The organism is Allobosea sp. AK1, assembly GCF_006714945.1.
GTDB lineage: Bacteria > Pseudomonadota > Alphaproteobacteria > Rhizobiales > Beijerinckiaceae > Allobosea > Allobosea robiniae.
The window spans coordinates 4,403,066-4,416,671 of sequence record NZ_VFMG01000001.1 but is presented as its reverse complement, the minus strand read 5'-3'; the positions used below and the strand labels follow the sequence as shown (position 1 = coordinate 4,416,671).

The 13,606-nt window shown below is 68.4% G+C and carries 7 protein-coding genes; 1 reads left to right on the top strand and 6 read right to left on the bottom strand.

Annotated features, from left to right (window positions below):
- Nucleotides 1-2: 2 nt before the first annotated feature.
- From FHT98_RS21205 to FHT98_RS21185, 5 genes are all read right to left on the bottom strand, one after another.
- Nucleotides 3-2,363 (bottom strand): OmpA family protein, encoded by a 2,361-nt coding sequence (locus tag FHT98_RS21205; RefSeq protein WP_142115215.1) that lies wholly within the window; start codon nucleotides 2,361-2,363, stop codon nucleotides 3-5.
- A 268-nt stretch (nucleotides 2,364-2,631) separates the two neighbouring features.
- The gene (locus tag FHT98_RS21200) at nucleotides 2,632-3,927 is read right to left on the bottom strand and encodes a porin (RefSeq protein WP_061964132.1); all 1,296 of its coding nucleotides are present in this window, start codon (nucleotides 3,925-3,927) and stop codon (nucleotides 2,632-2,634) included.
- A 408-nt stretch (nucleotides 3,928-4,335) separates the two neighbouring features.
- Nucleotides 4,336-8,655, bottom strand: a complete 4,320-nt coding sequence (locus FHT98_RS21195) for a translocation/assembly module TamB domain-containing protein (RefSeq protein WP_142115214.1) — start codon at nucleotides 8,653-8,655, stop codon at nucleotides 4,336-4,338.
- Entirely contained in the window at nucleotides 8,655-10,667 is a 2,013-nt protein-coding gene (locus tag FHT98_RS21190; protein WP_142115213.1) for an autotransporter assembly complex protein TamA, read from the bottom strand. The genes FHT98_RS21195 and FHT98_RS21190 overlap by 1 nt, the downstream gene beginning before the upstream one ends.
- Before the next feature lie 105 nt (nucleotides 10,668-10,772).
- Entirely contained in the window at nucleotides 10,773-11,528 is a 756-nt protein-coding gene (locus FHT98_RS21185; protein ID WP_185745234.1) for a hypothetical protein, read from the bottom strand.
- Between the two features lie 139 nt (nucleotides 11,529-11,667).
- Between FHT98_RS21185 and FHT98_RS26280 the strand changes: the two genes are divergently transcribed.
- Entirely contained in the window at nucleotides 11,668-12,189 is a 522-nt protein-coding gene (locus FHT98_RS26280; protein WP_185745233.1) for a DUF4142 domain-containing protein, read from the top strand.
- Between the two features lie 13 nt (nucleotides 12,190-12,202).
- On the opposite strand, the gene FHT98_RS21175 is transcribed toward FHT98_RS26280, so the two are convergent.
- Entirely contained in the window at nucleotides 12,203-13,468 is a 1,266-nt protein-coding gene (locus FHT98_RS21175) for an alkyl sulfatase dimerization domain-containing protein (protein ID WP_185745232.1), read from the bottom strand.
- Nucleotides 13,469-13,606 lie beyond the last annotated feature (138 nt).

The window sequence follows — 13,606 nt, the reverse complement described above, 5'->3', positions numbered from 1 at the left end:
TCCTACTTCGCCACGGTGAACTGCACGCGGCGGTTCATCGCTCGTGCTTCCGGCGCTTCATGCGGCACAAGCGGCCGGGTGCTGCCATAGCCTTTGACGGCAAGCTGGCCTGTCTCGATACCGCGCCGCGCCAGCTCGTCGCGCACGCGCAAGGCCCGGCGCAACGACAGATCCATATTGTCGAAGCCGCGCCGCTCGCCATCGCGATTGGCGTGCCCCTCGATCACGACAGGGGAGCCCGGGCACTTCTTGAGAATGGTCGCGGCCTCGCCGATGACGCGCTCGGTCGTGGCATCGAGTTCCACCACCGAAGTCCCCTGGCCGAACAGAACGGTGTTGCTTTTGGTCAGCCCGTCGAGATCGTTCTGGCAGCTTGCCGGCGGATCGACCACGCAACCGGTCTGGCGCAGGCTCACCACCGCATCGGCCTTGTAACCCGCTGGCAGGCCGGTTGCGGCGCTGGTCTCGATCTCACTTCTGATCAGGTCACGGCAGGTCAATCCGCGCAGCGTCACGCGGTCATCAACGATGGAGGCCGAACCGAGATCGAGCCGCAGCAGATCAGAGAGGACGGCGCGGGCCGCCTCGGCGAAGCCGGCCGGAGCGCCCGGAATGAGGGTCGTCGCGTCCTCGAAGCGGTCCTTCAGCGGGGAATCCGCGACCAATGCCCGCAACGCAGCCTGCGCTGTCCGGTCAGGCAGATATCCGGAGAGCCGCAAACCGGTCCGGTCCGCCGATAGCGACAAGCCGTATGGTCGCACGACGACGCTCTCCGGCATGGCGGCCAATGCCAGGCCGGCGGGAGCATTGCGCGCGAACAGGTCGCGCAGCGCCGCAAGGCTCGCGGCATCCGCAGCCTCGCCGGCAATGGCAAAAGCCTTGTCGCGGATGCTGACGGAGCCGGTCCGGAGCTTCGACAGAGCCTCGAGCGCAAAGGCGGTCGAGGCCGGCAGGTCGAGATCGGAGCGCAACGCCGGCTCGACAGTCATGCGATCGTCGACGGCCGTGTCGCCGAAGAGACCCCGCACCGTGGCGAGCAGGTTCGTGCGCGCCGCCTCATCCGGCAACTTCCCGTTCAGGCGCAGGCCGCTGTCACTGCGAGCCGCGCTCCATTCCAGCGGCACGGACGCCACCACACGGGGCGGCACCACCGGCGTGCTCGCTGGCGGCGTGCTTGCCGGCGGCGGGACAGGGTTTTGCGGCGTTGCAGGAGCTGGTGCCGGAGCGGACGCAGAACCCTGCGGCTTGGGCGAAGCGGGCAGCACGTCATGCAGGATCAGCCCCGGCACCTCCGGCATCGGCACGACGACCGGCACCGACGGTAAGGGCATTGGGGGACATTCGATCACAGCCCGAGCCACCGAATCCGGCCCGTCCAGCTGGGCGATCTGCAGGCGCAAGGCCTGGCAGGCCTCGTAGGTCTCGGGCCCCTTCCCGGTCAGGGCGTAATTCTCACCGTCGATCTCGGCTTTTCCTTGCCGAAGCCGCGCCAGATCGCCGAGAGCGCGCGTCACTTTCACAAGGAAGGCCGAAGGCGCCCCGAGTGCCGGCTTCGTCTCGTCGCGAAGAGCAGCCCCGGCGCCGAAGGCCTGCCGCGCCGCCGCGAGCATCTGCTTGCGCGCGTCCTGATCGGGGTAGAAGCCGCGCATGACCAATGCTGCGCCGGCCTCATGCTCGGCGCTCCAGCGATAGGGGGCCACGGTCGGCGGCTCGATATCGCATTTGACGGAGCGGAAGCCCGGCCTCTGCGCCTGTGCCACCGCCGCCTCGAGGGCCAGGAACGAATCCGAGCTGGCCGCCTTGCCTTCGATGCAGAAGCGGCCGTCGTCGAGGGCGACGCGGCCCGAGGCCAGTTTCGGCAGCTCGGCGAGCATCGCTACCGCCATTGCGGCAAAGCCCTCGGGCGCGCCGAAGGCGACGGTCTGGCGATCGTCAATCCGCAGGCCGGGCAAGGCTGCCGATGCCACCGCCATATTGGCGGCCGCTGTGTCGAGATCGGGCACGAAGCCGCCGAGCGTCACACTGTCGGACTGGCGGCTGGCGAACCAGGAATAGGGCTTCTGGGCGACGACCTGCGACAGCCCGCCGAGCGTCCTGCGCACGCCGAATTCGCCATGCAGCCGGGCCATCGCCTTGTTCGCGCCGTCCGAGGACAAGACCTCGCCGCCGATGGTGACGTCGCGGCCATCGACCTGGGCAACGACCGGGCGAGCACCAGGCGTCGTGCCGGCGACCGCAGCGACGGCCTGCTCGGCACGCAGCCCGACATCACGTTCGATCGCGGTATCGAGCGCGAGATTGCCGGCTCCCCACAACAGGCCCAATGGGATCAGGCCCCAGAGCCAACGCGCCGGTTGAGACATGCACAGCCCCCTGTGCCGCGCCGACCGAGGGCCTGGCGCGGTACCCCATGACCGGGATCACCCTCGTTTTGTCAAAGGCTTGTCGAGCGATCCGCAGATATCGATTCAACGGGCGCCCGTAGACGATCCCTGGCGGGATCGTGGCTGGGACGCCTATGCCAGATCAGGCCGGGGGACTGGCTCCCGTCAACAGTGAAGCCGGAACAACCCACATAAAAAAGAAGCCCCGGGTTTCCCCGGGGCTCCCTGACTAGAGATCGGAGACCGATCAGAAGTCGCGCTGAATGCGCAGACGGCCGGTCCAGGCGTCGTCCGACTTGATCGTACGACCGTTGACGGCGAAGGCCTTGGCGTCCGGAACGCGAACACCGTACTCGGTGCGCGAGTAGAGGACCTCGACACCGATGTCGAGACCGGCGACCGGCATCCAGACCAGGTTGGCGCCGAGCATCAGCTCCTTCGGGTCGACCGACTTGATCGCGAAGTCGTTCGTCTGAAGAGCCGAGTACGAAGCCAAGAAGTCCGAACGGATCGACGGGGTCCAGAAGTGGCGCAGAGCCGCGACCAGGTTGTAGCCGGTGTTCGACTTCAGGTTGCCGAAAGCGTTGGCGCCGAAGTTGTTGACCGTGTAGGCAGCCAGGCGGCCGTGACCGGCCGTGCCACCCCAACCGAGGTACTCGAGAGCGCCGTCGGCGTAACCGGCCTGCAGGAACAGGGCGTCGCCAGCAGCCAGCATCGGCAGGTTGAACTTCACGCCGGCCTGGATTGCCCAGCCCATCTCGTCCTTCTTGGCACCGTTGCCGGCGGGAACCGCCCACGGCGACGAGTAGATGCCACGGTCACCGATGGCGCCCGACAGCTGAGCCGAGCCCCAGCCCTGATCGACGCGCAGCGAAGCGACGACGTCAGGATAGGTCGTGCCCTGATAGGCCAGAACCGAGGCGCGACGGTTGGTCGTCTTCGGGTCTTCGAGCGAGATCGTGGCGCTGAAGCCGCCGCCGAACGTGGCGGTGTAGGCGAGCGTGTTGACCTGGCGGTCAGAGGTGCGCAGGACCTGGAAGCCGTAGTCGTTCGCGTAGAACGAGTAGAACGACTGGATCTTACCAGCGGTCAACGGGCCGAGCTGAACGAAGGCGCTATCGAGGAAGGCAGCGTCGTCGTTGACGCCGTTGACGCCCGAGAAGCGGTTGGCGCCAGCGTTCGAGCCGCCGTAGCGGTACGAGCCGGTGCTGGTCGTCAGGTCGTAACGAACGAACGTGCGCAGCGTGCCATAGGCAGTCTGGTTACGAGCGTCGATGTAGATACGGCCGCGAGCGCGGGTGCCGTACGAGTCCTGACCAGCGTTCCAACGCTCACCGAAGGTGTACTCGGCGCGAACACGACCACCGATGCGAAGGCAGGTGTCGGTGCCCGGGATGTAGAAGAAGCCGGCGCCGAAAGCGGAGCAGACACGAACGTATTCGACCGGAGCGGCCTTCCGCGAGGGAAGGTCGGCGGCCTGAGCCCCGGCGACCGCGGCGATGCCGGCGGCGGAACCGAGGAGGAGGCTCTTGACGAGCTTCATTTGGTAACCTCCAAAAGAGTTTCGAGACCCTCGGGCTTCAGCCTGCCCCCCGCCCCAAGCTTTCTAGCCTGATCGCAGAACCTGCCTGTTCCCGGTCTTTCGCCTGCGTCACCGACCTATTTCGGAGGCGAAGGCGAAAAACAGCGACCGGGAACGTCCCGACGCATTCCCACCATACGAAAGCCGCCCCGCCGATCAACCTCGATCCGCCGCCCGAGCCTGTGAATGGGGTGCTTTGGAAACCGGTGTTGCAGGGGAGCCACGCTTTGACCGGCAAAATTCACCAAGCATTAACCGAAACGGCACCGCACAAGAGGTTTTCGGCTTGCCTCGCCCGGGAATCGCGTCCCTGAAAAGCAGAATCGGGCCGAATCCCTTCGCGCGCCCTCTTCGGGCAACGCGGCCTGCTCAGTACTCCCACTCGGCCCCGATTCCGACAGCAGCGCTGCCATCGGCCCCGGTCTCGGCCTGGAGCTTCAGGCGCTTGGTCACGTCGATGCCGACCGAGACGCCGCTATCCTCCGGCTTGGAGCCGACCTTCACGCCAACGGAGACATTGTCGCTGATATAGCGCGAGGCTCCCACGGTCGGCCCGCCCTCGCCCATCTGGATGTCGAGATTGTCGACGCCGAGCGATTTGCGCAGCCGCTCGAAGGTATCGTCACCGCCGCCGCCGGCGAACTGCGCCGCCGCCTGGGCGAGCTGCAGGGCCTGGAACGCCGAGAGCGAACCCGAGGCACGGGCGAAGAGCAGCCGCGACAGCACCTCGTCGGGCGGCAGTTCGGGCTGCGAGGTGAAGGCGAAGACCGGCTGGTCGGCGGGGCCGCTGATGATGATGCGAGCGGTGACATCGCCGGCGCTGGTCTGGGCGATGAAGTCGAGGTCGGGAATCAGCCCGCCGGCGAAGGTCAGCCGGCCGCGGCTGAAATCGAGCCGCTGGGTCAGGACGCTGAGCCGCCCGCGGCGCAGTTCGAAGCCGCCATCCAATGCGGGCGCGGAGGAGGTGCCGCCGACACGAATCTCGCCGCCGAGCTCGGCATCGATGCCGCGACCGCGGATGAAGACCTTGCTGGGAGCGGAGACCGTGAGGGCGAGCGCCGCATCGAAGGCCGGCGCTGCACGGCCACCGCGCCCCTTGGCCTTCTGCGCCTTGCGCGCGGCGGCGAGGCGGGCAGCCGCCGCGCCCTTGGCATTGACATGCTTGATGCCGTCGACCGGCCGAAGCGTCGCCGGCAGGCGATCGGGCACGGAGACTTCGAGCGAGGCGATATCGATCCGGCCGCCGAGGCGGGGACGCTGCGCCAGCGGGCCGGTGATTTCGAGGTTCAGCCCTGCCACGGCGGTGACCAGTCCGCTCGAGACGAGCTGGGCGCGATCGCCGCGAATCCGGATATTGCCGGGGAAGCCGGCGACCGGATCGACCTTGACCTGGCCGCTGGCGGAGATCGTGCCGCCATTCGGCGTCCGGGCGGAGGCGCGCTCGATCGTCAGGTTGTCGCCGTTGGCGGCGATCCGCGCTTCGATGGCGTTGAAGCGGATGCCTTGCAGAGCGTCGGTGAAGCTGCCGCCCGTCAGGGTCGCGTTGCCGCTGAGGCGCGGGGCGGACGCGGTCCCGCCGGCGCGCATGTCGAGGGCGACCGCGCCCGTGACGCGCTGGCCGCCTGCGGCCAGCATGGTGTTGGCGAGTGCGGCATCGACCCGGCCCTGGGCGGTGAGGTCGAGCGGGCCGGTGGCGTTGAGCGGGGCGGTGCCGCGCAATGTCAGGCTGGCGCCCTTGCCGGCGTTGACGGTCGCGGAGATGCCGGCGGCATCGCCCTTGAGCGCGCCCTCGCCCTGGATCTCGACCGGCGGCAGGCCGGCCTGACGGGTTTCGGGCGCAACGAGCTGCGCGATCCTGAGCTTCCACGGGCCCGAGAGGTCGCCCGGCTTGCCCTTGATCTGCGCCTCGGCGTTCAGCGTGCCGCCGAGCTTCAGGCTGGGCACTGCGATGCTCGCGGCGGACAGCGGCACGTCACGGGCGGCGAAGCGCAGATCGAGCGTCTCACCGGCGCGACCGTCGAGCGTCACCCGCCCCTTGTCGATCCGCAGAGCGAGATTGGCGATCTCGACGCCGGAGGCCGGGAAGCTGAATGCAGCGGGATTGGCGAGCGTGATCGCCCGGCCATCGCGGCGCGCGTCGAAAGAGGCGAGCTCCAGCTTCAGTGGCTCGCCCGGAACAAGCCGACCCGCCCCCTTCAACGCGAAACCGCGGGCATTGGCGCTGAGCGTAAAGGCGCTGGCGTCGGGCGCGCCCTTCGAATCGAAGCGGATGCCGCTGATTGCCTCGCCAGCCGCAACGGCGCGGTCGATGGCGATCGCCGCGTCGAGCATCGGGCGGCCGTAGATATCCCTGGCATTGGCGCGGGCATCGAGCTTGTCGATGGTCAGCGACGGACCGACGAGACGCGAACCGCGGGCCGTCAGGTCGATATCCTGCCGGCCTTCCGGCGCCGCCAGCACGATATCGGCATCGAGCTGGCCCCCGAGCTTGGTCAGCGCCAGGGCCGAGAGATCGTCGAGATTGCGGGCGGTCAGCGTCAGACGGCCGGCGGCACGGCTCGCCGGATCGAGGGTGAGGCCGCCATTCAGGCGGATCGAGCCGAGGGCGAAATCGAGCGTCGAGAGGTTCCAGCCATCGTCAGGTTGGCGGGCGAGATGCAGCGAGCCGGTCGCGGGCTTGGAATCGACCTCGCCGGCCAGCGTGACGCTGGCGTCGAGCGCGCCTTGCAGATCCTTCGCGACGGCATCGATGGTCAGGCGCGGGATCGGCCGGGCGAGCGCGGTGGCGTTGGCGACGGCGATGCGGGCGGTGGCATCGAGCCTGTTCTGCGGGCCGGTGATCTGGGCAGTGACGTCACCACGACCGGACAGGCGCGGATCGGCGCGCTTGAGATCAGGCAGGTTCAGCGCAAGCTTCAGGTCGGATTGCTGCTGTCCGATCGAGCCGTCGGCGGTGAAGGCCGCGTGCTGGCCGGCGACGCGCAGGCCGCTCACCGTATAGTCGCCGGCGAGCGCATTGACGCGGCCGGCCAGCGTCAGGCTGCCGGCGAGCAGGCGGTCGAGCGCGGCTTCGCCGGTCGCAAGGCGCTCGGCCTTGCCCGCGAGCGTCGCGGTGTAGTTGTTCGTGCGCGGGGTCGCGTCGAGATCGGCGGTGATATCCGCCCTGCCCCCGAGCGGGCGGCCGGCCAGCCCGCTCAAGCGGGCGAGATCGGGGAGAACCGCCTTGAGCTGTCCGAGCATGCGGGCCTGGCCGAGCTTGCCCTTGTAATCCAGCTCGACGCCGGAGAGCGCGAGCTTCAGCATCTCGAAATCGGCCGTACCATCATCCTGTCCGGTGCCGCGCAAGGTGAAGGTAACCTTGTCGCCGACCGCGCGCATCAGTGCCTTGTCGGCCAGCACGATGCCGCTGGCCTCTCCGTCCGAGGTCAGGGCGATGCGGGTGCCGGGCTCGCCGATCGTGCCGGTCGGCGTCGCGTTGAAGGAAAGAGCGAGCTTGCCGAATTGCCCGGCCGGTAGCTTGGCGTCGTTTGCGTCGAGTTTCGCGACGACGGTCGGTCCGGCCACCGGGCCGCGGATCGTCGCGTCGAAGGCGAGCTTGCCGATCTCGGTGCCGGACGCGACCGTGCGGCCGCCCTCGTTGGGACGCGAAGCCGCGGTGACGCGCAGATCAAGCGTCTTGTCGGAATTGTAGCGGCCGAGCACGTCGAGGCGCGCCAGCGCCGAGACCAGCGCGAGATTGCGGATGTCGATGCCGCTGTCGTCGCGGAAGCCGACCGAGCCATCGAGCCGGGTCGAGCCGGCGAAGACCGGCGCCACCGGCGCCGGCATCAGCCCTTCGATGCGGGCATCGAGGGCCAGCGCGAGCTGACGTTCGGTCCCGGCGCGGGTAAGCGTTGCGGAGCCATCGGCGCCGATGGTCGGGCCCGCCGTGAAGACGAGACTGGAGCGGAAGGAATCGAGCGGGCCATCGCCCTTGAGGTCGAGCTTCACCGGCGGCTCGCCCGGCAGGCCGGCGACCTTAGAGATCAGGCCGCCCGCCGGCTCGTCGAGCTTGGCGGCGAGCTGCAGGCGCGTGCTCTCGGGCACGAAGGACATGGTGACGTCGAAGAGTCCGCCCATATCGAGCCGCTTCGCCTCGAGCTTGAGGTCGAGCCCCTCATTGGGCGGCCCCAGCCGCGCCGCGCCGCTGGCGCTCAAGCGGGCGGCGACGCCGAGTACCGGTTCGCCCAGTGCGAGTTCGTTGAGCTGGAGCGCCCGGATGATCACCTTGAGCGGCAATTCGGGCAGGATCGGCTCATTGCTCGGCGGAGCCGCGCCGGCCGGCTGCGGCGCGGGCTTGCGCAGGATTTCGAGCTTGCCGATCTCCAGCCGGTCGACATCGAGCCGGCGCAGCAGCAGGGCGCTGCGCGTCCAGATCAGGCGGACGCGGTCGAGCCTGAGCCAGGCGCCATCGCGATCCGAGAGCACGATGTCGCGGATCTCGACATCCGAGGAAAGCGCACCGTTGACCTCGCCGATCGAGACCTGGCTCGTACTGCTCGACAGGGCCTTGGAGATCAGGTCGGCGACGACGCCGCGATCGGTCTGGGCGTTCTGGGCGAAGCCGCCGAAATGCGCCGAGAAGAGGAAGCCCGCCGTCAGCAGCAGGGCCAGGAGAGCGAGACGCGGAATGGTCAGGAGCCGGCGCATCAGAAGGCCTGCCCGATGCTGACATACAGCGCGACCGGCTTGTCGCCCTTGCGCGGATTGAGCGGCGCGGCGATGTCGACCCGGATCGGCCCGATGCCGGTATAGTAGCGGAAGCCCAGGCCGGCGGCCATCTGCAGCTTCTGCTTGCCGTCCGGCAGGCTCGATTCGAAGGCGGTGCCGGCATCGAAGAAGGGCACGATACCGATGGTGTCGGTGACCTTGATCCGGGCCTCGACCGAGGCTTCCAGCAGGCTGCGGCCACCGGTGATCTGCCTGAACGGGCCGAGCGGCGAGAGGCTGCGATAGGCATAGCCGCGCACGGAGCCGCCGCCGCCGGCATAGAAGCGCCGCGTCGCCGGGATCTCGTCGAGGCTGGCGCCGGAAATGGAGCCGAAGCCGACGCGACCGGCGAGAACGTAGCGCTTGTCCTCGTCGAGCGCGTAATAGCCGGAGACCGCCGCCTTGGTCTGATAGATGCCGACCGTCGAGCCGAGGAAGGTCGGATAGGGCGTGAAGGAGGCCGTGGCGCGGAAACCGCGCGTCGGATCGAGCAGGTTGTCGGTGGAATCGTATTTCACCGAGAGCGGGATACCGACCAGCGTGTAGTCGACCTGCCCCAGCACGTCGCTGGTCTGGCCGCGCTCGACCTCGATGCCGGCCTGGACCGAGAAGGTGTCGCTGAAGCGGTGGCGGATTGCCGAGGTGACGTTGCCGTAGCGCGCCGTATAGCCGCCATAGCGGTTGAGGCCGACGCGCTCGCGCGTCGCGACGCCGTCAAGCAGCCAGTCATTGCGGCTGCCGCCGAGCGCCGGCTTCATGAAGCTGAAGGCGAAGCGGCCGCCGAGATCGGATTCCTTGAAGTCGCCGAAGCGCTGGATCTTGGTACCGTCGATGCGCGGCGCGAAGAAGACGCTGGCCTCCAGCCGCAGGCGCTCGGCGCCGCCGAACAGGTTGCGGTGCTCCCAATAGGTCTTCACCGCCGGGCCGTCGATCGTCGAATAGCGGGCCGAGAAGCCGAGCAGGCGCTTGGGCCGCTCGGTCACCTCGACGAAGATCGGCAGATTGCCGGCACCGTCGAGCTTGTCGCCCTCGCGGAGCCGGACCGAGCCGACAGCGGGGATCGTCGCGATCGAGCGACGGGTATCGGCCAGCGCCTTCGGCGAGTAGGGATCGCCCGGTTCGAGATAGATGAAGGAGCGCACGACCTCCGGCGGGATCTCGTCGGTCTGGCCGACCGTGATGTCGCCGAAGCCGGCGAGCGGCCCGGGCGCGAGGACATAGGTCACGTCCATGATGCCGGCAGCGTGGTCGACGACCGGACGCAGCTCGACGACCTTGGCAAGCGGACGCGATTGCGCCCGCATATGATCGACCAGCGCCGCCTGCGCCGCCCGCAAAGCCGCAGCGGTCGCGGGATCGCCGGCCTTCAGGCGAGAGACCTTGACCGCATCGGCGATCGCGGGGGAGCCGGACTCGTCGCGCTCGACGATGTCGATCCTGCGCAGGCCGAAGATCTTGCCGGGCCGGGCGACGACCGTGATCGGCACGGCGTCGCGGTTGCGATGCGCCTCCAGCGCCCGCACCAGCGTGGCGTTCGGCTCGGCCCCGACCTTGAGCGGGACGCCGTCGACGATCAACGTCACATCGGCGTTGAAATAGCCCTGCGACCAGAGCGCATCGAGCATCGGGTTGAGATCGGTCGCCATCCGGCGCGACAGGCTCTCGCCGTCGGGCGGGGCGTCCTGGCGCAGGCGATAGAGCAGCGAGGCGTCCTGCAGCGAGCGCGTCAGGGCCTTGGCATCATCGGCCTCGCCGAGATCGAATTCGAGCTTGTAGGGCAAGGCAGACGGGCTCGGCGCCGGCGGCTCGTCCTTCTTGGTGAAGAGGCCGAACACGTCGAGCGACGAAAGGTCGAAAGCCCGGGCAGGTTCCGCCTGCAGGCTCAGCAGTGTGGCAAACGCACAGCCGCCGCTCAGCGCGACCGCATGCCTTGCCCTACGCCAGAACCGCATCCACCCTCCAAGCAACCCCCGCCACACGCAAAATCATGCCCATGCCCGCCGCCATCATAGGCAGCGAGCCCACATGCGCAATGCTCAAGGACTCGACCGTTCCCGCTAACGAAGGGTTAAGGTCACCGTCGCGAGCGGCGAAAGTCGCGTCACGACCTCGCCCTTGCCCGGCGAGAGCACGCCGCCGCAGAGGCTGCCCGTGGTCACGATCTGGCCCGCCTTCAGGCTGCCGAGATCGTCGCGCGGGCGGTTGGCCCAGGCGAGGAAAGGCGTCATCGGGTCGCCGTTACCGTGAACGGCCGGCTGGTCGTAGATCGTCACGCCGTTGAGCGAGATGAAGCAGCCGAGGCCAGTGAGATCGTCCAACGTGGCGATGTCGAGCTCGGGGCCAATGAGGTAGCCGCCATGGCCCATCGCGTCGGCGAGCCAGAGCGGGAACGCGACATTGCCGGACCAGTTGGCGAGGCGGCTCTCGACGATCTCGATACCGAGATAGGCCTTGTCGCAGCAGCCCAGCAATTCGGCGCGCGACCAGGGCTGGCCCGGGCGGAACGACACGTCCCGGGCAAGCCTGAGCGCGATCTCGATCTCGATGCGCAGCTCGGCACCTATCGCACCCTCATAGACCTCGCCGGGCGCGAGCCAGGGTCCGGGCATCAGGCCGGCGACCGCCGTGCCGTCTTCGGCGATGCCGACCTTCCAGCCGGCCTTGGCCAGGCCAAGCGCCTCGCCCACGGCCGCCTGCGCCTTGAGCCCCTCGGACAGGGTCGCCGGCACCGGCAGGCTCGCGATCTCGGCCAGCGAGCGGTCGCGGCGGGCCTTCACCAGCGCATCGCGCACGGTCTCGACGGTAGTCGGCATGGGAATTCCTCTGCATCCGGACGGGCAAGCGCGTCACGTCCTGCTATCGCAGCCGGCCGGGCGCGACAAGGCGAGGCGATGCACCGGTGCCCGGCTTCAGCGCCATGGAACCTCCGGGCGGCTTTTCGGTTCCCCGAACATGACCCAGATGATCCTTCGTACCCGGCGGACGCTTTTGCAGGGGTTCGCCGGCCTCGTTCTGCTCGGCTCCGCCGCCACAGCGCAGTCCGCCGTTCCGGCCGCGGAATTCGTGCGCCAGACCGCGATCGCCCAGATGTTCGGCATGGAATCGGCGACACTGGCGCTGCACAAGAGCAGTTCGCCCGCGATCAAGGATTTCGCGCACGCTCTCGCCAGCGAACAGGGCGCGGTGACGAGCGGCCTGCGCCGCATCATCGCCAAGCGTTCGGATATCGCCCTGCCCGACCGGCCGGACGGGCGCCATCTCGACCTCCTGCGCGACCTCACCGACAAGCAGGGCGCCGCCTTCGACAAGGCCTATGTCGAAGCCCAGCGCAGCACGCATCGCGAAGTCGCCCTGATGATGGAGCGCTACGCCAACGAAGGGGACGACGCCGAGCTGAAGAGCTTTGCAGCGCAGTCGCTGCCGGTGTTCCGCGCGCTCGACCGGAAGTCGCAGGAACTGGCGGTCCCGCCATAGACAAAACCCGCCCTCAGCCCTTCGAGCGCCCTTCCGCCTCGCGCTCGTAGACGGCAAGGAAGGCCTTGCCCATCAGCGAGGATTCGCTGTCGATCAGCTTGCGCAACGTCGCGGCGCGGATCGCCTGGAGCTGCGGATCGTCGGGTGCGGCCGCCGCCGCGAGTTCCGCCAGCGCCACGGCGAGCCGGCTCTGCCCCTGCCCCGCCAGAGCCTCGGCGCGCTCGGCCAGCTTGCGGGCGCCACCGGCCAGTTCGGCGAGTTCGGCGGCAAGTTCCGCAGTCCGGGCCGGCTTCAGATGGGCGGCGTTGCCGTCGAACCAGCCGGCATTGAGATGGTAGATGCTGCGGACCAAGAACTCCGGATCGTCGTATTTCGGCAGCAGGTAGGGCTTGGCGAGATAGCTCTTGGGAACCTTGACGTTGTTCAGGACGTCTTCGAGCGTTGCCCCTGCATTCATCAGCGCCAGCGTCTCGCGGACAAGATGCTCCAGCGCCTCGGCGCCGTCGCTCAGCATCCGCGACACCCGTTCCGCGCCGAAGACGACGGGTCCGTGGCCGGGGATCAGCGTTTCCGGCTTGAGCGTTTCCATCCGCCGGAGCGCCTGTGCCCATTCGGCGGCGTAACGCTGGGCTTTGCGGGGGTTGCCAGCATTGGGGAACACCCAGATCACGAAATCGCCGCTCGCCAGCACGCGCCGCTCGGGCAACCAGACGAAGGTCGCGTCATCGGTCTCGCCGCGGCCATGGAAGAGTTCGAGCTTCTCCCCGCCGATCGAGAGCGACAAGGTATCGTCATAGACCGCGTCCGGGCGGCGCTGGCCGATCGGATAGACATAGCCGGGCATGTTGAATTGCTGGCCCTGGACGAGGCTGTTGAAGCCGTGCGTGTCAACGTAGCGCTGCATGCGCCGGGCGACATTGCGATGGGCGACGATGCGCGGGCGTGGAACGCCCCGGCGGTCGGCTTCCTCGTCGATCAGCTTGATGCCGCTGGTATGGTCGATATGGCCATGCGTGAAGATCACCGTATGGATCGGAGCATCGTCCCAGGAGCGGATGACGTCGAGTGTCTGCTTGGCCGTGTCGGGCTTGGCCGTGTCGATCAGCACAAGGCCTTCCGCCGTGCGGACCGCCGTCACGCTGCCGCAGAAATAGGTCGTGTGAACGGTGATGATGTTGTCGTCCACCTGCGTGATCGCGCCATGCGAGACTGCGGTGGTCCATTCCTCCATCGCGGCGGAGCCGTCCCAGAGACGCTCGAACAACGGGTCCTGTTTCATGCGGGGTCCTCCGGCTAGGCTCCTTCTGTCTAGCACCATCGGCCCGTCGCGGCAGGCCGATCCGGCCGCATGCTGACAGCCCGCGTCAGCGGCCGTTCCAGCGCCATCCCCGGCAAAGCGAAAGCCTCAGCGCCGCCC

Bases quoted from the DNA above. Each gene is read 5' to 3' on its own strand.
- FHT98_RS21205 (WP_142115215.1), bottom strand. From the start codon at position 2,363: ATGTCTCAACCGGCGCGTTGGCTCTGGGGCCTGATCCCATTGGGCCTG.
- FHT98_RS21200 (WP_061964132.1), bottom strand. From the start codon at position 3,927: ATGAAGCTCGTCAAGAGCCTCCTCCTCGGTTCCGCCGCCGGCATCGCC.
- FHT98_RS21195 (WP_142115214.1), bottom strand. From the start codon at position 8,655: ATGCGCCGGCTCCTGACCATTCCGCGTCTCGCTCTCCTGGCCCTGCTG.
- FHT98_RS21190 (WP_142115213.1), bottom strand. From the start codon at position 10,667: ATGCGGTTCTGGCGTAGGGCAAGGCATGCGGTCGCGCTGAGCGGCGGC.
- FHT98_RS21185 (WP_185745234.1), bottom strand. From the start codon at position 11,528: ATGCCGACTACCGTCGAGACCGTGCGCGATGCGCTGGTGAAGGCCCGC.
- FHT98_RS26280 (WP_185745233.1), top strand. From the start codon at position 11,668: ATGACCCAGATGATCCTTCGTACCCGGCGGACGCTTTTGCAGGGGTTC.
- FHT98_RS21175 (WP_185745232.1), bottom strand. From the start codon at position 13,468: ATGAAACAGGACCCGTTGTTCGAGCGTCTCTGGGACGGCTCCGCCGCG.